18 protein-coding genes are annotated in these 22,188 nt (G+C 71.3%); 14 read left to right on the top strand and 4 right to left on the bottom strand.

Annotation, left to right across the window (positions count from 1 at the left end):
- Nucleotides 1–469 precede the first annotated feature (469 nt).
- Complete coding sequence (locus tag ACFMQL_RS04140; protein ID WP_364066965.1) at nucleotides 470–694, bottom strand: hypothetical protein; 225 nt, start codon at nucleotides 692–694, stop codon at nucleotides 470–472.
- Nucleotides 695–848: 154 nt separating this feature from the next.
- Between ACFMQL_RS04140 and ACFMQL_RS04135 the strand changes: the two genes are divergently transcribed.
- From ACFMQL_RS04135 to ACFMQL_RS04125, 3 genes are all read left to right on the top strand, one after another.
- Nucleotides 849–1,418 carry an HhH-GPD-type base excision DNA repair protein gene (locus tag ACFMQL_RS04135; protein WP_364066963.1) on the top strand — a complete coding sequence of 190 codons (570 nt, stop codon included), beginning with the start codon at nucleotides 849–851 and terminating at the stop codon, nucleotides 1,416–1,418.
- Between the two features lie 254 nt (nucleotides 1,419–1,672).
- Nucleotides 1,673–3,766: a SpoIIE family protein phosphatase gene (locus tag ACFMQL_RS04130; protein ID WP_364066961.1), complete on the top strand. Its 2,094-nt coding sequence runs from the start codon at nucleotides 1,673–1,675 to the stop codon at nucleotides 3,764–3,766.
- 242 nt (nucleotides 3,767–4,008) lie between these two features.
- Entirely contained in the window at nucleotides 4,009–5,676 is a 1,668-nt protein-coding gene (locus ACFMQL_RS04125) for an RNA polymerase sigma factor (RefSeq protein WP_364066960.1), read from the top strand.
- Nucleotides 5,677–6,054: 378 nt separating this feature from the next.
- Here ACFMQL_RS04125 and ACFMQL_RS04120 read toward each other — a convergent pair whose 3' ends face one another.
- Nucleotides 6,055–6,795, bottom strand: a complete 741-nt coding sequence (locus ACFMQL_RS04120) for a peroxide stress protein YaaA (RefSeq protein WP_364066958.1) — start codon at nucleotides 6,793–6,795, stop codon at nucleotides 6,055–6,057.
- A 105-nt stretch (nucleotides 6,796–6,900) separates the two neighbouring features.
- Between ACFMQL_RS04120 and ACFMQL_RS04115 the strand changes: the two genes are divergently transcribed.
- From ACFMQL_RS04115 to ACFMQL_RS04075, 9 genes are all read left to right on the top strand, one after another.
- A complete protein-coding gene (locus ACFMQL_RS04115; RefSeq protein WP_364066957.1) occupies nucleotides 6,901–7,602 on the top strand; it encodes a GNAT family N-acetyltransferase in 702 nt (233 codons plus the stop codon).
- A gap of 310 nt (nucleotides 7,603–7,912) precedes the next feature.
- Nucleotides 7,913–9,157 (top strand): sensor histidine kinase, encoded by a 1,245-nt coding sequence (locus tag ACFMQL_RS04110; RefSeq protein WP_364066956.1) that lies wholly within the window; start codon nucleotides 7,913–7,915, stop codon nucleotides 9,155–9,157.
- A complete protein-coding gene (locus ACFMQL_RS04105) occupies nucleotides 9,154–9,828 on the top strand; it encodes a response regulator transcription factor (RefSeq protein WP_364066954.1) in 675 nt (224 codons plus the stop codon). The genes ACFMQL_RS04110 and ACFMQL_RS04105 overlap by 4 nt, the downstream gene beginning before the upstream one ends.
- A gap of 220 nt (nucleotides 9,829–10,048) precedes the next feature.
- Nucleotides 10,049–10,852, top strand: coding sequence for an alpha/beta hydrolase (locus ACFMQL_RS04100; protein ID WP_364066952.1), 804 nt, complete (start codon nucleotides 10,049–10,051; stop codon nucleotides 10,850–10,852).
- 48 nt (nucleotides 10,853–10,900) lie between these two features.
- Nucleotides 10,901–12,013: a DUF3500 domain-containing protein gene (locus tag ACFMQL_RS04095; RefSeq protein WP_364066950.1), complete on the top strand. Its 1,113-nt coding sequence runs from the start codon at nucleotides 10,901–10,903 to the stop codon at nucleotides 12,011–12,013.
- A 234-nt stretch (nucleotides 12,014–12,247) separates the two neighbouring features.
- Nucleotides 12,248–13,987, top strand: coding sequence for a gamma-glutamyltransferase family protein (locus tag ACFMQL_RS04090; protein WP_378784624.1), 1,740 nt, complete (start codon nucleotides 12,248–12,250; stop codon nucleotides 13,985–13,987).
- 14 nt (nucleotides 13,988–14,001) lie between these two features.
- Complete coding sequence (locus ACFMQL_RS04085; RefSeq protein WP_378784622.1) at nucleotides 14,002–14,808, top strand: YoaK family protein; 807 nt, start codon at nucleotides 14,002–14,004, stop codon at nucleotides 14,806–14,808.
- Nucleotides 14,805–16,205, top strand: a complete 1,401-nt coding sequence (locus ACFMQL_RS04080; protein WP_378784621.1) for an MFS transporter — start codon at nucleotides 14,805–14,807, stop codon at nucleotides 16,203–16,205. The genes ACFMQL_RS04085 and ACFMQL_RS04080 overlap by 4 nt, the downstream gene beginning before the upstream one ends.
- Entirely contained in the window at nucleotides 16,202–17,422 is a 1,221-nt protein-coding gene (locus tag ACFMQL_RS04075; RefSeq protein WP_364066943.1) for an FAD-dependent monooxygenase, read from the top strand. The genes ACFMQL_RS04080 and ACFMQL_RS04075 overlap by 4 nt, the downstream gene beginning before the upstream one ends.
- Before the next feature lie 356 nt (nucleotides 17,423–17,778).
- Here ACFMQL_RS04075 and ACFMQL_RS04070 read toward each other — a convergent pair whose 3' ends face one another.
- Nucleotides 17,779–18,009 (bottom strand): hypothetical protein, encoded by a 231-nt coding sequence (locus ACFMQL_RS04070; protein ID WP_364066941.1) that lies wholly within the window; start codon nucleotides 18,007–18,009, stop codon nucleotides 17,779–17,781.
- A 247-nt stretch (nucleotides 18,010–18,256) separates the two neighbouring features.
- Here ACFMQL_RS04070 and ACFMQL_RS04065 point away from each other — a divergent pair, with 247 nt between their 5' ends.
- Nucleotides 18,257–20,323: a DNA topoisomerase IV subunit B gene (locus ACFMQL_RS04065; protein ID WP_364066939.1), complete on the top strand. Its 2,067-nt coding sequence runs from the start codon at nucleotides 18,257–18,259 to the stop codon at nucleotides 20,321–20,323.
- 830 nt (nucleotides 20,324–21,153) lie between these two features.
- Here ACFMQL_RS04065 and ACFMQL_RS04060 read toward each other — a convergent pair.
- On the bottom strand, nucleotides 21,154–21,648 hold the full coding sequence (locus ACFMQL_RS04060) for a carbonic anhydrase (protein ID WP_364066937.1): 495 nt from the start codon (nucleotides 21,646–21,648) through the stop codon (nucleotides 21,154–21,156).
- A 138-nt stretch (nucleotides 21,649–21,786) separates the two neighbouring features.
- On the opposite strand from ACFMQL_RS04060, the gene ACFMQL_RS04055 reads away from it, so the two are divergent.
- The gene (locus tag ACFMQL_RS04055) at nucleotides 21,787–22,026 is read left to right on the top strand and encodes a hypothetical protein (RefSeq protein ID WP_378784618.1); all 240 of its coding nucleotides are present in this window, start codon (nucleotides 21,787–21,789) and stop codon (nucleotides 22,024–22,026) included.
- Nucleotides 22,027–22,188 lie beyond the last annotated feature (162 nt).

The following is a 22,188-nucleotide window of genomic DNA, read 5'->3' as shown; positions in this document are numbered from 1 at the left end:
GACTCCATCATCGCCAGCGCCGCGCCCTCGGCCTTGGCGCCCTGGCGCGCGGTGCCCAGGTAGGCCAGGCAGATCAGCAGGGTCAGCGAGGCCGGAGTGCCGGCCTTGGCGGCGTAGTCGACCAGCCCCTCCCCGAGCACCTGCTCGACGTCACCGCCCCTGACGCGCCTGCCCCACCAGGCGCCGATCATGTCGGAGACCATCAGCTCCGCGTCGAGGGGAGTGCGTACGGCCAGCAACTCACGAGCCGCCTGCAGCATCTCCTTGAACACGTCATCTGGAGGAGTGCTCTCCCCGGGAACTCGTCGGTGTCGGCGCACACCCTCACTCTCTCGTATTCCGGGCGCGGACAGTGCGGAGAACACGGCCCGGTGACCTCGATGTTATCGGCGATGGCGAGCGCGCCGGCACACGCCGATCAGGACACTTCGCGCCACGCCTGCCTCGTCCCGCGCGCCTCGCCGCTCCCTCAGCGGTGGCCGCGCGGCGGCGGCGCGGAGTTGACGATCGCGAGCAGGTGCTCGCGCGCGATGCGTTCTACGATCTCGGGTGTCGCCGAGATGCCCAGATGCTGCGCGCACGCGCACACGTCGGCCACGCATCGGTCGATCGTGTCCACGGGCACGGTCAGGAACTCTTCGGCCAGCCTGTGACTGACCGGCTCCCGCAGGAACCGTGTGGCCAGAGCGAGCATAGGAGTGAGATTCCTCTGGAACCCTAGGGGCAAACCCCCAGGAATGTCTGCAGGGCGACTTGCGCTCCCATTTCACCTTTTCTCGGGCGCGTGTCAAGGCTCCCTAGAGCCTGTGTTCACTTCACCCGGCGGGCTTTCATGCGAAGCTGTCTCCATGCGCATCCAGCTCGCCCAGCGGAGTGAGGCCGACGAGCTCCTCGGCCGCAGCCCGCTCGCCCTGCTCGTCGGCATGCTGCTCGACCAGCAGATCCCCATGGAGTGGGCGTTCACGGGGCCGTACACGATCTCCGAGCGGCTCGGGCACGACCTGACCGCCGAGGAGATCGCCTCCTACGACCCCGAGGCGTTCGCCGCCCTGCTCGCGGAGAAGCCGGCCGTGCATCGCTACCCCAAATCCATGGCGGCCCGCATCCAGGCGCTGGCTGCCTATATCGTCGAGCACTACGACGGAAGGCCGGAGAAGATCTGGGCCGACGCCGCCGACGGTCAAGAGTTGGTGAAACGACTCATGGCCCTGCCGGGATACGGCAAGCAGAAGGCCCAGATCTTTTCGGCATTGCTGGGCAAGCAGTTGGGGATCCAGCCACCAGGCTGGCGGGAAGCAGCCGGACTCTACGGCGAGGAGGGGTCGTACCGGTCGGTGGCCGACGTGGTCGACGCCGACAGCCTGGCCCGCGTGCGGGCGGCCAAACAGGAGGCCAAGCGCGCGGCCAAGGGCCAGTAGGGCCAAGAGGCCGTGGCGGGGATCCGCCCCGGCGATCTGGCGCTGTAACCTGATCTTGCTGCGCAATGTGGAGCGACTTTGACAGGATGCGTAGACCCTAGAGGCGACAGGGCCGCGGCGGGGGCTTCCGTCCGTACATGCCCATCGTCGATGATGTACTGCAGGATCCGGTCGCCCGGAGCTGCGCTACGCCGATACACAGTTATGGAGATGTGCCGCGTGGGAGACCCTGGCACGCGACGGAGGTGCGGACCATGAGCGCCGAGACCTCCGTTCCCCGTCCCCGGGAGTCGGATGTGGACATCTCAGACTCCGCCCTCTTCAAGGGCATGCTGTCGGAGGCCGAGTTCGCCTTCGCGTTCTTCGACGCCGAGGGCCGCATCCAGCGGGTCAACGACGTCTTCAGCGACGTCGTCAACGTGCCTGCGGACCGCATGCTCGGCCGGCAGCCGGTCGAGGTGCTGGCCGCCGACCTCAGCCAGATCATCACGCACGCCGTGCAGGCGGTCATCGAGGGTGACGCGCCGGTCACCGAGGGTCGCGTCCGCGTGCGCACCGCCGAGGGCGACACGCGGCACTGGTCGCTGTCGTTCTCGCCGGTTCACGACGACACGGGCGAGCTGCGCGCGATCGCCCTGATCGGCCTCGACGTGACCGAGAGCCGCCAGACCGAGGAGGCGCTGCGCCGCAGCGAGGAGCGCTACCGCTCGCTCGTCGAGGCGCAGTCCCAGCTCGTCTGGATCACCTCGCCCACCGGCGCCGTGGTCGAGGACGCGCCGCAGTGGCGCGCCATCACCGGCCAGGGCCTGGAGGAATACCTCGCCAACGGCTGGCTCGACGTCGTCCACCCCGAGGAGCGGCAGCAGACCGAGGAGGCCTGGCGCGAGGCGCTGCGCGGCCGCACGATGTTCGAGTGGAACTACCGGGTGCGCACCCGGGCCAGCGGCTACCGCCACTTCGAGGTGCGGGCCGTGCCGATCATCCGCCATGGCAGGGTGGTGGAATGGGTCGGCGCCAACACCGACGTCACGCCGCAGCGCGAGGCCGAGGAGATGCGCGGCAGGCTGACCGACCAGCTCGGCGCCGCCGCCCTGCGCACCGCCCGGCTGCAGGGCGCCACGGCCATGCTGGCCGAGGCGCTGACCGTCGAGCAGGTCGTCCAGGTCATCATCGACGTCGGCCGCACCGCCCTGGCCGCCGACCGCTCCGCCGTCGCGCTGCTCGACACCGACCGCGCCGCGCTCAAGCTGATCAACGGCGAGGGCATCATGGAGGCGTCGGGCGTCACCGGTGACGAGATCCCGCTGTCGCACTCCAACGTGATGACCATGGCGGTCAACAGCCGCCGCCCGGTCTTCGCCGAGTCCCCCGAGTCGCTGAAGGCCCAGCTCCTTGAAGCGGGCGGCGACGAGGAGATGCTGGAGCAGTTCCTCGCCCAGGGCGACGAGCAGGCGTGGGTCGGCCTGCCGCTGCTGGCCGCGGGCCGGGCGCTCGGCGCGCTGCGCTTCTCCTTCACCCGCCCGCAGAAGATCTCCCAGGAGGACGGCGTCTTCCTGGAGGCGCTGGCCGGCCAGTGCGCGCTGGCGGTCGAGCGGGCCACGCTGTTCGAGCGCGAGCACCGCACCGCCGAGACGCTGCAGCGCAGCCTGCTGCCCGACCGCCTGCCGGTGGTCAAGGGCCTGGTGCTGGCCCAGCGCTTCCGCTCCGGCAGCCGCCACGTCCAGGTCGGCGGCGACTGGTACGACGCGTTCGTGCTGCAGGACGGGCGTGTCGCGGCGGTCGTCGGCGACGTCATGGGCAAGGGCGTCAAGGCGGCGGCCGGCATGGGCCGCATCCGCAACGCCATGCGGGCGCTGGCGCTGACCAACCCGCCGCCCGCGGCCGTGCTCACCGGTCTCGACCGCGTCTTCGAGGCCACGGAGGAGGAAGAGCAGGTCACCACGCTCGCCTACATGGTGGTCGAGCCGGTCACCGGCGAGGGCACGCTCGCCATGGCCGGTCATCCGCCACCCGTCCTGGTATCGCCGCAGGGCACGGCGATTCTCTGCGACGCCGAGCCCGGCACTCCGCTAGGCTGGCCGACCAGCCGTCGGCAGTTCAGGTTCGTGGTGCCGCCCGGCCACACCGCCGTGCTCTACTCCGACGGTCTCGTCGAGAACAGGAAGCGGGGGCTGGATGCGGGACTCGCAGAGCTTTGCAGTGTTGTGACCGAAGCGCCGCCGGAGGTGGTGAGCAGTCCTCACATGCTGCTGGACTTCCTGGTTGACCGGATGTTGTCTGGATATGAACAGGATGATGACGTTACCGCGCTCGCAATTCACGTCCCACCGGCCACGAAGAGTGACTGAATGAAACAGTCATAACGGTTGCTTTCGGGTATCAGTGCCCCGCTTACGTACGCACTACTGTCTTGGTCGGCCTAGGGTGGAGGTCAACCGCCGGGAGGTGGCCGTATGGATCGCGGGGTCGTGCCACAATGCTGTGCAGGTCCGTCGCGGTCCGCACGGCCTCACCGATCTCCGAGAGAGGCAACAGCCCCCCAGCGGGCATCTGGGTCCATAGTCGCCACGCGTTCGTTCGAGAGGTGTTCGTGTCGCCTGCAAGTTCGACTCGCTCGAAGCCACAAGAGCTGAACGAGCCCGTCATTCAGCGACTGCTCGAGCGTGGGCGCTCGCAGGGTTTCCTCGAGTCTGAGGATGTCCGTCAGGCCTTCGAGGAGGCGGACATCCCCATGTCGCACGCCGCCGCGTTCTTGCGGAACCTCAGCAAAGAGGGCGTGACCGTGGTGGTGACCGCCGCGGATTCGGCTGCGCCGAAGAAGTCTCGTCCAGCAAAGCGCCGCACCGCCGCCCCCGTCAAGACCAAGACGGCGGCGGCCGCAAAAGAGCAGCAGCCCGAGACCGTGACCGCGGTCGTGGGCACCGCTGAAGCCGAGCCGGCCGCCAAGAAGGCGGCCCCTGCCAAGAAGGCCGCTCCGGCGGCGAAGAAGGCCGCGGCATCCGCCGCCGCCAAGAAGGCCGAGCCGAAGAAGAACGCTGGGCCTGCCGAGAGCAAGACCAAGGCGACCAAGGCGCCCAAGACGGCCGACGTCCCGCGCGCCGACGCCGATGACGACGAGGACCTTGAGCTCGACGGCGACGTAGTGCTCGACGACCTCGAGGACATCGACGTCGACGACGAGATCGTGACCGACGACGACGCCGAGGCCGACGCTGACGACGACGCCGACGACGACGACGCGCCCAAGGCCGCCGGGTCCGCCGACGAGAAGAACGAGGACGAGGTCCTCATCCTCTCCGACGACGACGATGACGCGCCGGTCGCCCAGGTCGCCGCCGCCGGCGCCACCGCCGACCCGGTCAAGGACTACCTCAAGCAGATCGGCAAGGTCCCCCTGCTCAACGCCGAGCAGGAGGTCGAGCTGGCCAAGCGCATCGAGGCCGGCCTGTTCGCCGAGGAGCAGCTGGGCAGTCCCGAGGCCGAAAACCTGCCGGTCGACGTCAAGGCCGAGCTGGAGTGGATCGCCGAAGACGGCCGCCGCGCCAAGAACCACCTGCTGGAGGCCAACCTCCGGCTCGTGGTCTCGCTGGCCAAGCGCTACACCGGGCGCGGCATGCTGTTCCTCGACCTGATCCAGGAAGGCAACCTGGGCCTCATCCGGGCGGTCGAGAAGTTCGACTACACCAAGGGCTACAAGTTCTCCACGTACGCCACGTGGTGGATCCGGCAGGCGATCACGCGTGCCATGGCCGACCAGGCGCGGACCATCCGCATCCCGGTCCACATGGTCGAAGTGATCAACAAGCTGGCCCGCGTCCAGCGGCAGATGCTGCAGGACCTCGGCCGTGAGCCCACGCCGGAAGAGCTGGCCAAGGAGCTGGACATGACGCCCGAGAAGGTCGTCGAGGTCCAGAAGTACGGCCGCGAGCCCATCTCCCTCCACACCCCGCTGGGCGAGGAGGGCGACAGCGAGTTCGGTGACCTCATCGAGGACTCCGAGGCCATCGTCCCGGCCGACGCCGTCAGCTTCACGCTGCTGCAGGAGCAGCTGCACTCGGTTCTCGACACGTTGTCGGAGCGCGAGGCGGGTGTCGTGTCGATGCGGTTCGGCCTCACCGACGGCCAGCCCAAGACGCTGGACGAGATCGGCAAGGTTTACGGGGTCACCCGTGAGCGCATCCGCCAGATCGAGTCCAAGACCATGTCGAAGCTGCGTCACCCGTCCAGGTCGCAGGTCCTCCGCGACTACCTGGACTGATCCTTCCCCTCGGGGCCCCGCGCGGGCGGCCCCGCCTGGGTGTGCCAGACGCCCCGCCGGAATGTGGTTCCGGCGGGGCGTTTCGGCGTTCCGCTGCGCCGCTTGGCGGGCCTACTTCCGCGGCGCTGCCGCTGCCCCCCTGATTCACGCAGTGCTGCTTCTGCGGCGCTGCTTCTGCGGCGCTGCGTTCGTGGTCCCGCTTCCGTGGGTCCTCTCCCGTGGCCCTGCGTCTGCGGCACTCGGGCCTTTCCACGCTGTGCCGGGACACGCCGTCCGGGCGCGTTGTGCCGGGACACGCCGTCCGGGGGCGCTGTGCCGGGTCGTGCTGTCCGGGCGCGTCGCCCGGGGTCCTTCGTCGGTCGGAGGGGTTGGTCGCGTTCAGGCCGACAGGTGCACGTCCAGGACCCAAGGGCGGGTGGCGCGGGCCGGAGCGGTGAGGCGGGTGATGTAGCCGAGGGAGTCGAGGAGTTTCGCCAGCTCGTCGGGGGTGGACGGCTGGGTGGGCTGGTGGAGGAGGGCGCGGGCGATCTCGCCCCGGGTGGCCTTGGCCATGTGGCTGACGACCTTGCCGTCCCTGAACACACGTACCGTCACCGAGCGCGACCCCGGCTGCCAGGCCCCCGCGTACGTGGCCGAACGCAGGTCCACCACCAGCCCCGGCAGCCGGTCGAGCTCCTTGGAGATCCCCGGACGCCAGAAGGCGGCAAGACCGCCGAGCGGCGGCAGGCTGACGCCCATGGACAGGCGGTAGGGCGGGATGCGGTCAGTGATTTTCACCACACCCCACAGGCCGGAGAAGATCAGCAGGCTCTCCTCTGCCCGCGCTCGCGCCTCGCCGTCCAGAGTCGCCAGGCCGAGGTTGTCGTACAGGACGCCGGTGTAGAGGGCGCCGGCGGGCAGGGTGGGCGCGGTCGCCAGCGCGAGGTTCTTGTCCAGCTCGCCCGCGAGGCCCGGCGTCAGGCCCAGCACCTCAAGGGCGTCGCGGCGCTTGGAGGCGCGTACGAGCGCGTTCATCACCCGCTTGCGTGACTTGCCGAGTGAGGGGAAGGACAGCTCGCCCACGGGCGGGCCGTCGCCCTCCGACGCCTTGCCTTCGGACGGCGGCAACAGGATCAGCACGGTCACCTAGCCTATGGCCCTTACCGGGGCACCTTTCCGGAGGGGCTCCCGGCTCCGCAAGGGCTTCCGGCGCGCGGGTGAAAGGTCCGTCGCTAGGCTGCGCGGGTGAATTTCGACCTGCTCGTTCATGAGGCTTGGCCCGCTTATGAGGTGCGGGCGTACGAGGGCTGGCTGCTGCGACACTCCGGCGGGGTGACCAAGAGGGCGAATTCCGTGCTGGCGCTGGAGCGGCCGGCCGATCTGGACCGGGCGATCCGGGCGGCCGAGGACTTCTACCGCGAGCGCGGGCAGCGGTGCGTGTTCTCGGTGGGTCCTGGGACCATGCAGGGGCTGGACGACGAGCTCGAACACCGGGGGTACGAGGTGGTCGATCCCACGCTCATCATGTCGGGGACGCCCAAGGGCGAGCCCGCCCCCGAGGTCAGGATCCAGGAGCGGCCCTGGCCGGGCTGGCTGGAGACCTGGTGGGCCGTGGACGGCCGGTACGCCGACGGGATCGCGGCGGCCGAGCGGATCTGCACCGGCGTGCCGGCCTGGTACGCCGCGTACGAGGAGGACGGCCGGGCGGTGGCCGTGGGCCGGGCGGTCCCGCAGGGCGACACGCTCGGCATCTACTGCATGGCGACGCTGCCCGAGGCCCGGCGCAGGGGACTGGCGAGGACGGTGCTGCGAGCGCTGGTGGCGCACGCGGGCGGCGGACCGGCGTACCTGGTGGTGACGTCGCGGAACGCGGGCGCGCAGGCCCTCTACCGCGGCGAGGGCTTCACCGCCGTGGGCCGCTACCACTACCGCGCGGCCCCTCTCTGACCCGCACCCCCTACCCCGGTATCACCGCGATCAGGTTCCCCGGTATGACGACACGGCGGCCACCTCCCCTCTAGCCTTCGCCCCCCAGGGATCGGCAGGCGGGAGCGAGGGGGAGACAGGCATGCGGCCGTACGAGACGGCGCCGTCCACCGCGAAGGCGACCACGGGCGCCGATCCCGGCCTGCCGCACGAGGGGACCGGCCTCGTCGGCTCCCGCCGCCGGGCGCTGCGCCGCACGCGCGCCGCCGCGGACCGGGGAGAGGCCGGTCCCGGCCCGAGTCCGTCCGAATCCGGGTCTTAGGCTGTGTCCATGACCTCGAAGGTCGTCGGTCCGCGCGCGGTGGTCGCGGGCTCGTCGCGCCGGTGGGTACGGCTGATGCCCGCGGTCACCGCGCTCGCGCTGTGCGTCTGCCTGCTGCCGGCCACCGGCATCCTGCTCACCAAGTTCTACGGCCTGATCGCCGGCGTCGGCGCCGTGCTGACCATCACGCAGGTGGCGCCGCTGCTCCTCGCCGTCGTACGGCCGCTGCCCGCCTGGGGCATGATGTTCACCGCCGACGTGGCCGGGGCGCTCGTCCTGCGCGCCGCGGACTTCCCTGAGCAGCTGATGTGGCCGTTCCCGTCCACGGTGATCCTCGCCCACACCGCGGTCTGCCTCGCCCTGGGCCTGAGCGAGCGGGGCCGGACGCTGCTGCTGGTGTGGACGGCCACGGCGGTCGCGAACGTGATGCTGCTGTTCTTCACACCGCACGGCGTCGAGGCCAGGAACCTGCTGTTCACCGTGCTCGGCGGGGCCGCCCTGCTGATCGGCGGCGTGCTGCGGGAACGCGCCGAGGTGCGGCGCAAACTGGTCGAGCAGGAGACGATCAGCGAGGCCGAGCGCGCCCGGCGGACGCTGCTGGAGGAGCGGGCCAGGATCGCCCGTGAGCTGCACGACGTGGTGGCGCACCACATGTCCGTCATCACCGTCCAGGCCGACACCGCCGAATACCGCCTCGACCGGTTGCCGCCGGAGGTGCGGGAGGAGTTCACGAACATCGCCGCGACCGCGCGCAACTCGCTCGGCGAGATGCGGCGCCTCCTCGGCGTCCTGCGCAGCAGCGAGGAGACGTACGAGGAGCTCGCGCCCCAGCCGGGCCTGGCGCAGATCGGGCAGCTCGTGGACGCGACCGCGCGGGCGGGCGTGCCGGTGGACTTCGTTCCCTGCGACGTGGAGGTGCCCGCCGCCGTCGGCCTGTCGGCGTACCGGATCGTCCAGGAGGCCCTCGCGAACGTCGTGCGGCACGCACCGGGAGCGCGCACGCAGGTCTCCTTGTCGGTGCCGGAGCCGGGCGACGGCGGCGACGGCGCCGGGCGGCTGAACGTCCTCGTCGTCAACGGGCCGCCTCCCCAGCAGCCCGCCGCGCCGTTAGAGTCGAGCAGCACCGGGCACGGGCTGGTCGGTATGCGCGAGCGGGTACGGCTGGTCGGCGGCACTCTCGAGCTCGGACCGCTGCCGGACGGCGGCTTCCGGGTGGCCGCTCGGCTGCCCTTGAGCGAAGAGGACTCCACGTGACGACACGCGTCATCATCGTCGACGACCAGGCCATGGTGCGCGCCGGTTTCGCGGCACTGCTGGCCGCGCAGGGCGACATCGACGTGGTGGGCGAGGCGTCCGACGGCGCGCAGGGCGTGGAGCTGAGCCGCCGCACCCGCCCCGACGTCGTGCTGATGGACGTGCGGATGCCCGTGATGGACGGCCTGGAGGCCACCCGCCGGCTGCTCTCGCCCCCGGCGGGGGTGACCCATCGGCCCCGCGTGCTCATGCTGACCACGTTCGACGTCGACGACTACGTCTACGAGGCGCTGCGGGCCGGTGCCAGCGGCTTCCTGCTGAAGGACGCGCAGCCGGGCGACCTCGTCGCGGCGGTCCGCATCGTCGCCAGGGGAGACGCGCTGCTCGCCCCGTCCGTGACGCGCCGGCTCATCGCGGAGTTCGCCAGGCAGCGTCCCCTGACCCGCGGCAAGTCCGCGCAGCGGCTGAAAGAGCTGACAGAACGCGAGACCGAGGTGCTGACCCTCGTGGCGCGCGGCCAGTCGAACCAGGAGATCGCCCAGACCCTGATCCTGGCGGAGCAGACCGTCAAGACCCACGTCAGCCGCATCCTCACCAAGCTCGACCTGCGCGACCGCGCCCAGGCCGTGATCTTCGCGTACGAATCCGGGCTGGTGACCCCGGGCGAGTAGCACGCCCGCACGCCACCCCCTACTGCGGTATCCCTGCTTTTGGCTCCCCGGTATGACGCGGCGGACACGGCCGCCGCCGCAGACTCCTACTCAACCTTTTGAGCCCATCCCCCACGTGAACGGGGTTCTTCCAGGTCTCGGCTCGAAGGTGAACGCCTGTCGCACACCGGGCCGACATCCGGCCTACGCGACCTGACGCCATCACCCAGGAGGTTCCGCAGTGCCACCACAGGACGACACGACCGCACCCGCCGCCACCGAGACGAAAATCGTACGGGCGGGTGACTTCGAGGTCGGGGTCATCGAGAGCGGGTCCGGCGTGCCGCTCGTGCTCGTGCACGGCGGAGAGAGCGACCGCACCCAGTTCACGGCGCTGCGGTCCCACTTCGGCCCGGGCATCCGGGCCATCTCGTACGACCAGCGCGACTCGGGCGTCACCGTCAACCCGCCGCATCCGTACACGATGGCCGACCTCGCCGACGACGTCGTGGCCCTGCTGGACGCACTGGACCTGCCTCAGGCGCACCTGCTGGGCACGTCGTTCGGCGGCGCCGTCGCGCAGCACGCCGCCCTGCGGCACCCCGAGCGGATCGCCTCCCTCATCCTGGTCGCCACCGCACCCAGCTGGGCCATGCAGAGCGGGGTGGCCGACGAGCTGCTGTCCATGAGTTACGAGGAGCGGCAGCGCAAGGCGCTCGACCTCTTCTTCACCCCCCAAGGCCAGGCCGCGCAGGGCGACCGGGTGAAGGTGCTCGTCAAGCGCAGCCCCGAGCAGAACGCCCGCCGCGAGCAGGTCATCCAGCAGCACGAGGTCCGTGACCGGCTGCCGGAGATCACCGTGCCGACCCTCATCGTGCACGGCTCGGAGGACCGGCTGGCCCCGTTCGCCGACGCGCAGCTGATGGAGAAGGAGATCCCGAACGCCCGGATGCGGGTCATCGAGGGCGGACGGCACGCGATCGCGACGGAGTTCCCCGACACGATCGCGCGGTGGGTGCGCGAGTTCATAGGGGTGGACGCGTGAGCGCCGCCGCCGCACCCCGGCACGTTCAGAAACGGAAGGAGATGCAGCATGAGTGACGCGGCCCGCGAGGTTGCGGATCAGATGGCCAAGGCGGCCGGGGAGTGGATCGACTCCCTGGACGCCGAGCAGCGCAAGCTGGGTGTCGGACCGGTTCCGGGCGCGGGGGAGGCGTCCGAGGCCGAACGCACCAGCTGGTACTACACGCCCACCGACCACGGCGGGCTGACGTTCTCCCAGCAGCGGCCGGCCCAGTACCGCATGGCGATGCGGCTGCTCGCGAGCGGGCTGTCGGAGGCCGGGTACAACACGGTCGCCACCGTCATCGGCCTGGAGAACGTGCTCGACCGCGTCGAGGACTTCTCGGTGTACTGGGGCCGCGAGCGCTCCCGCGACCCCGGCATGTACTACCTGCGCGTCTTCGGCGAGCCCGGCGGGACCGAGCCGTGGGGCTGGCGCTTCGGCGGCCACCACATCTCGGTCAACTTCCTCGTGATCGACGGGCGGGTCGCCGCCAGTACGCCCCTGTTCATGGGCGCGGACCCGGCCGCCTCGCCCCTGCTCGGCGGTGCGCTGCTGCGCCCGCTGGGAGCGCCCGAGGACCTGGCCGGCGAACTGGTCCGCTCCCTGGGGCCCGATGCGGCCAGGCAGGCCATCCTGCTGCCGCGGCCGCCGTACGACGTCGTGGCGGGCAACAGCCCCCGGGTCGACGACCGCCTGATCAAGCGCCGCGAGCTGTGGCGTCCCGAGCAGAACGTGCCGGACCGCCCCGACCAGCCGCACACCCTCCTGGACGACGAGGAGCGGCGCGCGGTGTCGCTCACGCCGCCGCTCAAGGGCGTGCCCGCATCCGAGCTCGACGCCGGGCAGCGTGAGCTGCTGCGCGCCCTGCTCGGCACCTACCTCGGCCGGGTGCAGGACGGCATCTCCCCGCTGTCGCGCTACGACGACCCGGCGCAGCTCGACGCCGTGCACTTCGCCTGGGCCGGCTCGACCGAGCCCGGCGCGCCGCACTACTACCGCCTCCACGGCCCGCGGCTGCTCATCGAGTGGACCAAGGTCCACCGGGGCGCCAACCACTCCCACGCCGTCTGGCGGGACCCGGAGACCGACTTCGGCGGCGACGTGCTGGCCGAACATCACGCCGCACACCACGCGTCCTGATTCACGGCGTCCCGAGCGCCCCCGCACCCCCGGTCCGGCACGTGACCCCGTCCCGCGTGTCCACCCCCCTCACGGCCCGAGCCCCCACGCGTACGCACGCCACGGGGCCGAGCCGGCGTGTACCCAAGCCACCCGTGCCCCCCGGAACGGAAGGTCACCATGGCCGGTCAGCACCACGCACCGACCGACGCACCGCCTCACCAGACCCGCCCCACGCTGCGCGGACTCTTCGGCATGTCCGCATCCACCCACTGGCTGGCCTCCGCGACAGCCCAGTCCGTGCTGGAACGCGGCGGCAACGCCTTCGACGCCGCCACGGCGGGCGCGTTCGTCCTCCACGTCGCCGAGCCCCACCTCAACGGGCCCGGCGGCGACCTCGTCGCCGTGCTGGCCACCGCCGACGACCCGGCCCCGCGCGTGCTGGCAGGTCAGGGCCACGCCCCGCGCGCCGCCACCATCGAGCACTTCCACGCCGAGGGGCTCGACCACGTCCCGGGAGCGGGCGCCCTGGCCGCCGCCGTCCCCGGCGCCGTCGACTCCTGGCTCTGGCTGCTGGCCGAGCTGGGCACCTGGGAGCTCGACGAGGTCCTCGCCTACGCCATCGAGTACGCCGAGCACGGCGTGCCCGTCGTGCCCCAGCTCGCCCGCGTCCTGGCCACGGTCGAGGACCTCTTCCGCGAGCACTGGCCGACCTCGTACGAGCTGTGGATGCCCGGCGGCCGCGTCCCGCACCCGTACAGCATGCTCACCAACCCCGTCTACGCCCGCACCCTGCGCAGGCTGATCGCCGAGGGCACCGGCATGACGCGCAGGGCGCGGATCGAGTCCGCGCGCCGCGCCTGGCGCTCCGGGTTCGTGGCGACCGCCGTGGAGGAGGCCGCCGCCGTGCCGCACCGGCACTCCTCGGGCACCGACCACGCCGGAGTCATCACCGCCGCCGACTTCGCCGACTTCGAGCCCTGGCTCGAACCCGCCGTCACCGCCAGGTTCCGCGGGATCACGGTGGCCAAGGCGGGCCTGTGGTCCCAGGGGCCCATGCTGCTGCAGGCCCTCACCATGCTCGACCACTTCGACGACGCGCGGATCGACCCGTCGACCGCCGAGGGCGTCCACACCATCACCGAGGCGCTGAAGCTGGCCATGGCCGACCGGGAGGCGTACTACGGGGACCTGGACCCGGCGGACGCCAAGAAGGTGCTGGGCCGGCTGCTGTCCCCCGAGTACGCCAAGGAACGCGCCGGTCTGATCGGCCCGGTCGCCGCCACCGAGTTCCGGCCCGGCGACATCGGCGTCAGGCGGCCGTACGTACCGCCTCTGGAGACGCGCCGGCCCGAGGTGCAGGCCGACGGCGTGGGCGAGCCCACCGTGCAGCAGACCGGGCAGACCAGGGGCGACACCTGCCACATCGACGTCGTGGACCGCTGGGGCAACATGATCTCCGCCACGCCGTCCGGCGGCTGGCTGCAGTCCTCCCCGGCCATACCCGAGCTCGGTTTCGCGCTCGGCACGCGGCTGCAGATGACGTGGCTCGACCCGGCCGCGCCCTCGTGCCTCGTGCCCGGCCGCCGTCCGCGGACGACGCTGACGCCCACCCTGCTGCTGCGCGACGGCGCCCCCGTGGCCGCGCTCGGCACACCCGGCGGCGACCAGCAGGACCAGTGGCAGCTCATCTACCTGGTGCGCACTCTCGCCCTGGGCTTCGACCCGCAGCAGGCGATCGACGCGCCCGCGTTCCACACCACCGCGGTGCCGAGCTCGTTCTGGCCGCGCACCTGGACGCCGGGCGGGCTGGTGATCGAGGGACGCGTGGACCTGGCGATCGTGGACGAGCTGCGCCGGCGGGGCCACGACGTCACCGTCTCAGGGCCGTGGAGCCAGGGCAGGCTCTCGGTCGTCACCCGCGACCCGGACAGCGGCGTCCTGGGGGCGGCGGCGAACCCGCGCGGCGCACAAGGCTACGCGGTGGGTCGATGAGCAGCGTGGCGACGATGGCGCGACGGGTCTCGCTTCCCGGCCTGATGCTCGCTCTCACCTTCGCGACGGGCGTCGTGGACGCCGTCGGATACCTGCGGCTCGACCAGGTGTTCGCGGGCAACATGACCGGCAACGTGGTCATCCTCGGCATGGCCGCCACGGGCACCACGGACCTGCCGGTGCTCGGCCCCGCCGTGGCGCTCGTGCTCTTCCTCGCCGGCGCCGCGCTGGGCGGGCGGGTGCTGCGCACCGCGGAATCCGGCTGGGACGTCCGGTGCACGGGCCTGCTGACCGGCGTCGCGCTGATCCTGGGCCTGGCGGCGCTCGTCCTGGTCGTCGCAGGGGCGGACGCCATCCCGGGCCTGCGCCCCGCGATCGCCGCCTCGCTCGCCCTGGCCATGGGGATGCAGGCGGCCACGGCCCGCCACCTGGCGGTCAAGGACGTCACCACCGTCGTGGTCACCTCCACACTCACCGGGCTCGCCGCCGACTCCCGGCTGGGCGCCGCCCGCTCCCAAGGCGCGTTGCGGCGGGCCGCCGCCGTCGCGTGGATCATCCTCGGCGCGGCGGCCGGCGCGGCGCTGTGCCAGGTGCACGAGGGCTTCGCGGTCGCGGTGGCGGCGCTCGTCGTCCTCGCCGTCAGCGCTCTCGGCCACCTCACCGCCCGGTCCGATTCCCACCCGGTGCCGGCCACGACAGGACAAGCCACCCCTCCGGCGGACACCCCCGCGTCCGCGCGGCCGGTGGCGCGTACGGACAAGGGCGTCCCGCGTGCCACCGGCCCTCATCTCGCCCGGCACCAAGGGAAAGGACGCCCATGACCACACCCCCCACCGCCCCGCCGGTCCGCATGAGCAGGGCCGCCGTGGCGGCGCTCGCACTGCTGGCCATCGCCATGGGCTCGCTGGAGTCCGTCGTGGCGCCGACGCTGCCGCTCCTGCAGCGCGAGCTGAACATGACCCCGACGGAAGGGGCGCTGCTCAACATCGTGCTCGCCGTCACCGGCGCGCTCGTCGCCCCGATCGCCGGCAAGTTCGGCGACCGCTACGGCGGCAAGCGGGTCCTGATGCTGCTGACGGCCATCGTCTCGGCAGGCGGCCTGACCTCCGCCGTCGCGCCCAACCTGCCGGTGCTCCTGGTCGGCCAGATCCTGCAAGGCGCGATGGTGGGCTCGCTGCCCCTGGCGGTCATCGTGGTGCGCAAGCACCTGCCGCAGGGCGAGGCCAAGGCCGCCATCGGGCTGATCAGCGGGATGCTGGTCGGCGGCTCGATGGTGGGGCTGCTGGTCGCGGGACCGGTGGCGGAGTCGCTCTCCCGGCACTGGATGTTCGCGCTGCCCACCATCGTGATCATCGCGGTCACCCTGCTGACGAAGAAGCTGCTGCCCGCCGACGCGCCGGGGGCATCCGACGGCTCGCGCCTCGACTGGCCCGGCCTGCTGCTGCTCAGCGGCGTGCTGTGCACCCTCATGCTCACGCTGATCCTGGCGGCCGACGCGGTCTCGCAGCCGCTGCCGTTCATCGTGATGCTCGTCGTGCTGGCCGCCTTCGTGACCGGGTGGATCGCCGTCGAACGCCGCGCCACCGCGCCCATGATCGACCTGCGGATGCTGGCCCGCCCCGTGGTCTGGAAGTCGTGCGTGGTGACGTTCGTGATCTGCCTCGGCACCGCCAACGGCGCCTACCTCGTGCCTCAGCTGCTCGACGTGTCAGGCGACGGATACGGCTTCGGGCTGTCCCCCAGCGCGATCGGCTTGATCCTCCTGCCCGGCGCCGTCGCCTCGACGCTGGCCGGGCCGCTCGGCGGGATCGGCGAGCGGCGCTTCGGCCCGCGCGCGATGACCTTCGTCTCGACCGTCATGATGGCCGTCGCCCTGCTCGGCCTGGCCGTCGCGCACGACGAGATCTGGCAGGTCACGCTCGGCAAGGCGATGATCGCGCTGGCCAACGGCCTGTGCGTCACGGCCATGATGACCAGCGTCGCCTCCTCCGTCGCCGAGAACGAGACCGGCATCGCCACCAGCATCATCCTGGTGACCCGCGTCACGGGCGGGGCCGTGGGCGGCATGCTCGGCGGCGCGCTCCTCACCGCTCAGATTCCCCCGGCTCACACGTGCCAGGCCGAGTCCGGCTTCGTCACCGGCTTCTTCATCGCAGGCATGACCGCGGCGCTGTGCCTGTTCGTCGTCCGCACCATGAACAAAGGAGTCAAGGCATGACACTCACCGATGCATCCGGCGGCGGCCGCGTCTCGCCCGCCCGCACCGTCCTGGTCTCCGGAGCGAGCATCGCGGGTCCCGCCGTGGCGTACTGGCTGAAGCGCTACGGCTACGAGGTCACCATCGTCGAGAAGGCGCCCGCGCCGCGGGGCGGCGGCTACGCCATCGACATCCGCGGCACCGCCCTGGGCGTCATCGAGCGCATGGGCCTGCTGCCCTGGCTGCAGGAGGTGCAGGTCCATGTCAACCGGAGCACCTTCGTGGAGAACGACGGCGACGTGGTGGCCACCCTGCGCCCGCAGGCCGTCACCGGCAGCGTCGCGGGCCGGGACCTGGAGATCCGGCGCGGCGACCTGACCGAGGCGCTGATCTCGACGGTCCGCGACGACGTGGAGTTCATCTTCAACGACTTCATCGTCGGCATGAGCGAGACCGGCCACGGGGTGGACGTCACCTTCAAGTCGGGGACCGCCCGCACCTTCGACCTGGTGATCGCCGCGGACGGCATGCACTCGCACACCCGCGAGCTGGTCTTCGGCCCCGAGCAGCCGTTCCACCGCTACATCGGCTACTGCTTCGCCATCTACACCATGGACAACATCCTCGATCTCAAGGACGAGATCGTGATGTGGAACGATCCCGGCCGGGCCGCCGCCTTCTACGCGGCGAAGAACGAGGTGAACGCCATGCTCACCTGGGCCCAGCCGGAGACGCCGTTCCACGCCTTCGGCGACCTGCAGGCCCAGCGCGACCTGATCAGCGAGGTCTACGCCGGCGCCGGCTGGGTGGTGCCGGACATGGTGGCCGCCCTGCAGAAGGCGGACGACGTCTTCTTCGACGCGGTCGCGCAGATCCGCATGCCCCGCTGGACCAGCGGCCGCCTCGCGCTGGTCGGCGACGCCGCGCACGCGCCGTCGTTCCTCACCGGGCAGGGCACCAGCACGGCCCTCGTCAGCGCGTACATGCTGGCGCTCTCGCTCGCGCGCGCGAACGGGGACCACGTGGCGGCCTTCGCCGCGTACGAGCGCGACACCCGCGGCTTCGTCACCGCGAACCAGGACCTGGTGGGCACGGGCCGCGCCACCCTCATGCCGACCACCGCCGAGGAGCTGAGGAAGCGCGACGACAGACTGCGCAGCCTCAGCGAGCTGCCGCCCACGCAGGGCAACCCGGTGCATTCCTCGCTCGTCCTTCCCGAGCCTTACACCGGCCGGTAGGCCACCCGCCTCCCGGGTGCCGGGCGCGGTCTGGGGCCGGGCCTCCGGCGGGCGCCGACGACGCCGCTCGCCGCCGCCTTCGTCCCTCGGCCGCGCCCGCCACCCGGGCCTCCCAAGCCCCGTCCCGGGCCCTACCGGCGGCCTCCGGTCGCCCGGGACGGCTTCTCTCCTCGGCACGGACGCGGACGACACGGTCGCGGACCGGGCCGCACCGGCCCTGCTCCGGACGGTCATCGCGTGGTGGCGGAGAGCACCGGGTGGCGGACCGATGAAAGCACAACGGCGACTCCGAGCGGACCCGGAGTCGCCGTCGTGCGTTTCGCTCTATGTGGTTGTCTTACACGACCAGCGCCGTATCAGCGCTCGTCGTTGCGGGCGGTTGCAGGGGTTTCGCTGAGCCGGGCCGACTCGTCCACGATGTCGGCGCCCTTTTCGCGCAGCGCTGCGATGTGCTGACGCCCATGGTGAGCGCAGAACAGCAGCTCCCCACCCACAGGCAGGGTCGCGCGAATGTAGGCCTGGGCGCCGCAGCGGTCGCAGCGGTCGAGGGCCGTCAGCGGCTTAACGGGGGCGAGAGCTCCAGTCACGTATCGCCTTTCGTGTCACCCTCGCCGGAGCGAGGATCTGGCGTCAGTCACTTGGAACAACATCTAACCGGACGTGGACGTTCCCAACCGCCCCCTCGCTACGCCGAGAGCGGAATGTGTCCGAAAGTAATGACGATCAGCCCGTTGGTAACGGCAAACGAGCGGCCATGGCAAGCTTGTACGCGCGCGTGCGGTAAGAACGGTAGGCTACGCACACGTGTTCGATGACTAGGCCAGGGGAGCTGAAGTGACGCTAGTGGAGGCGGGTTACACGGCTCGTCACCTGTCGGTGCTCGAGGGTCTCGAGGCCGTCCGCAAGCGCCCGGGCATGTACATCGGGTCCACCGACAGCCGCGGGCTCATGCACTGCCTCTGGGAGATCGTGGACAACGGCGTCGACGAGGCGTTGGCCGGCTACTGCGACCGCATCGAGGTCGAGCTCTACGCCGACGGCTCGGTCGAGGTGCGCGACAACGGCCGCGGCATCCCCGTCGACATCGAGCCCAAGACCGGCCTGGCCGGCGTCGAGCTCGTCTACACCAAGCTCCACGCGGGCGGCAAGTTCGGCGGCGGCTCCTACGCCGCGTCCGGCGGCCTCCACGGCGTGGGCGCCTCCGTGGTCAACGCCCTGTCGGCGCGCCTCGACGTCGAGGTCGACCGCGACGGGCGGGTCCACGAGATCAGCTTCAGGCGCGGCGTCCCCGGCATCTTCGACGGCGAAGGCCCCAAGGCCAAGTTCAAGAAGAAGTCCGGCCTGCGCATCGGCGACACGATCCCTAAGAACGTCACCGGCACCCGCGTCCGCTTCTGGGCCGACAGGCAGATCTTCCTCCCCGACGCCGAGATCTCCCTCGACGAGATCCACGTGCGCCTGCGCCAGACCGCGTTCCTGGTCCCCGGTCTGACCCTGGCCGTCTACGACAGCAGGCACGAAGAGCGCACCGAAGAGGAGTTCCGCTTCGACGGCGGCATCGCCGAGTTCGTCGAGTTCCTGGCCCGCGACGAGCCGCTCTGTGACGTGCTGCGCCTGCAGGGCGTCGGCCACTTCCACGAGACCGTGCCCGTGCTCGACGAGCAGGGCCACATGACGCCCACCGAGGTCCAGCGCGAGCTGAGCGTCGACGTGGCGCTGCGCTGGGGCAAGGGCTACGAGTCCACCGTGCGCTCGTTCGTCAACGTCATCGCCACGCCCAAGGGCGGCACCCACCTGACGGGCTTCGAGCGCGGCCTCGTCCGTACGATCAACGAGGTCCTGCGCGAGACCCGCCTGCTCAAGAACGGCGACGACCCCGTCACCAAGGACGACATCTCCGAGGGCCTGACCGGCGTGGTCACGGTCAGAGTGCCCGAGCCGCAGTTCGAGGGGCAGACCAAGGAGGTGCTCGGCACCTCCGCCGCCAGCCGCATCGTCTCCCACGTCGTCTCGCGCGAGCTGAAAGAGCTGTTCACCAACCCGCCGCGCGGCTACAAGCAGCCGCTCAGGTCGGTGCTGGAGAAGATCGTCGCCGCCGCCAAGGCCCGCATCGCCGCCCGCGAGCACCGCGACAACCAGCGGCGCAAGAGCGCGCTGGAAAACTCCGCGCTGCCCGCCAAGCTGGTCGACTGCCGCAGCGACGACGTCGACCGCAGCGAGCTGTTCATCGTCGAGGGCGACTCCGCGCTGGGCACCGCCAAGCTGGCCCGCGACTCCGAGTTCCAGGCGCTGCTGCCGATCCGCGGCAAGATCCTCAACGTCCAGAAGGCGTCCGTGAGCGACATGCTCAAAAACGCCGAGTGCGCGGCCATCATCCAGGTCGTCGGGGCCGGTTCCGGGCGCACGTTCGACATCGACTCCGCCCGCTACGGCAAGGTCATCCTCATGGCCGACGCCGACGTCGACGGCGCCCACATCCGCTGCCTGCTGCTCACCCTCTTCCACCGCTACATGCGGCCGATGGTCGAGGCCGGGCGCGTCTTCGCCGCCGTGCCGCCGCTGCACCGCATCGAGCTGATCAACCCGGGGCGCGGCAAGGAGAAGTACATCTACACCTACTCCGACGCCGAGCTGCAGAAGGTGCTGCGGGACCTGGAGCGGCGCGGCAAGCGGTGGAAGGACCCGGTGCAGCGCTACAAGGGTCTGGGCGAGATGGACGCCGACCAGCTCGCCGAGACCACGATGGACCCGCGCCACCGCATCCTGCGCCGCGTCCGCATCGAGGACGCCGAGGCGGCCGAGCACATCTTCAACCTGCTGATGGGCAGCGAGGTCGCGCCGCGCCGCGAGTTCATCGTCAACAGCGCGGCCGAGGTCGACCGCGACCACATCGACGCCTGACCCCGCGCCATCGGGTCATCCGGTCTCATCGATCGGCCGGGCTGCCGCGGCGTGGCCCGGCCGGTCGCCCTGGCCTGACTCACGCGGGCCGCGGTCCGGGGAGGTCTGCTGGGCGGCGTTCGGCTCGGCCCGACGTCGCGATCGGCTCGGCCCGATGTCGCGATCGGCTCGGCCGGGGGCGCCTGATCCCGCGCCGGGTGGTTTCTCGGTGAGCAAGGCGGAGCGCGCAGCTCGCCCGCCGACCCGGCCGACGCGACCAGGCCGGTCGGATCGACTCACGAGGTCGAGTCGCTCGGCGCGACTCACGCGGCGGGGCTGGTCGGTTCGACTCGTGAGATCGGGCAGCTCGGCGCGACCCGCCGGCGGGGTCGGTCGGTTTGACTCGCGAGGTCGAGCTGCTCGGCGCGACACGCGCGGGCCGCGCTGCCCGGCCTGGAGCGGTCGGCGGGGGCGCCCAGCCTGAACCGGTCCGCTGGACGCCTGTTCGCCGGTCCGCCCGACGTGCCCGGTCGGCCTGACGTGCCCGGTCGGCCTGACGTGCCCGGTCGGCTCGACGTGCCCGGTCGGCTCGACGCGCCCGATCTGCCGGCCCGCGTCCGCGACGGCGGGGCGATTTATCGGGTCTCGGGCAGAGGTTGATCCGAAACGGCCTTCAGCGTGGCCCGAGAGGCTTCTGCGTAGGGCCGGGACGAAGCCAGAGACGGGAGGGGCCGACGGGCCTCAATGGGCTTGTGAGGCGTTTAAGGCGTGCCTTGGTCACCTTTGACCGCCTGCGGCTCTTGCCTTGCGCTGATGGCGTCTCAGGGCCGTACCGAAGCCCTTCAGCTCGGTCAGCCGGTGTACGGCGACAACCGGCCGGTGTGTACGTCGTAGATGGCGCCGGCCACCGGCATGTCCGAAGGCAGGAACGGTGTGCTCGCGATCCGGGTGAGGTCGTGGCGGAGCGCGGCGGCCTGGTCGGGGACGGTGTGGAACTCCAGGCTGCGGGTGTCCACCCCCTGGGCCAGGGTGAGCTCGTGTACGTCGGCGTCCGTCACCTTCGTCATGCCGCAGTCCGTGTGCGGCATCACGAGCACCCGCTCCACGCCGAGCAGGTAAACGGCCAGCACCAGAGTGCGCAGGACGTCATCGGTGACGCGAGCGCCGGCGTTGCGCAGGATCTTGGCGTCGCCGGGCTTGAGCCCGAGCAGGCCGAGCGGGTCGATACGGGAGTCCATGCAGGTGACCACGGCCAGCCCACGGGCCGCGCGGCCGGTCAGCTCAGAGGCGCCGAAGCTTTCGGCGAACGTGGCGTTGGCGGCGTAAAGGTCGTCGAACGCACTCATGCCTCAAATGATCCCGCACCTCATATAAGTGATGTTCGCGGGGGCCCGACTGGCCGTACTTGGCAAACGTCCCACGAAAGAGCCTCACTTCGAGTGATGATGTCGTAGCCGTACGTACGTCACCGAAGAAGGTTTGTCGTGAGTAGGTCAGAATCGCTCGCCGAGTACCTCCGTGCTCAAGCCCGGCGTCGCCTCGACCGCGTGGAGTCCAGGGATGAGGGGCGGAACGCCAGGTGCGCGCTCGCGCTCCTCGACGCCGCCGCCTACGCGGCCACCCTGCCTGACGACGACCCGCTCATACAGATGCTCGACCAGGCCGGTTGCTTCGGTCCGCTGGGGTGCGAGGAGTTCGATCCGGGGAGGCCGGCACCAAGCTGATCCGGCACTGGGAGGGCGGGGAGCCGCACGATCTGCTCCTTGCTCTGCCCGCCGCCATCGCCGCCGCCGCTTCCTAGCCGGGCCGCCGGGCTCGCCGGTTGCGCGCACGCCGGACCGCCGGGCTCGCCGGTTGCGCGCACGCCGGACCGCCTCGGCGGCCGC

The organism is Nonomuraea fastidiosa, from assembly GCF_042751225.1.
GTDB lineage: Bacteria > Actinomycetota > Actinomycetes > Streptosporangiales > Streptosporangiaceae > Nonomuraea > Nonomuraea fastidiosa.
Note: the sequence above shows the minus strand (reverse complement) of the source record. Positions and strands in the feature narration are given on the sequence as shown.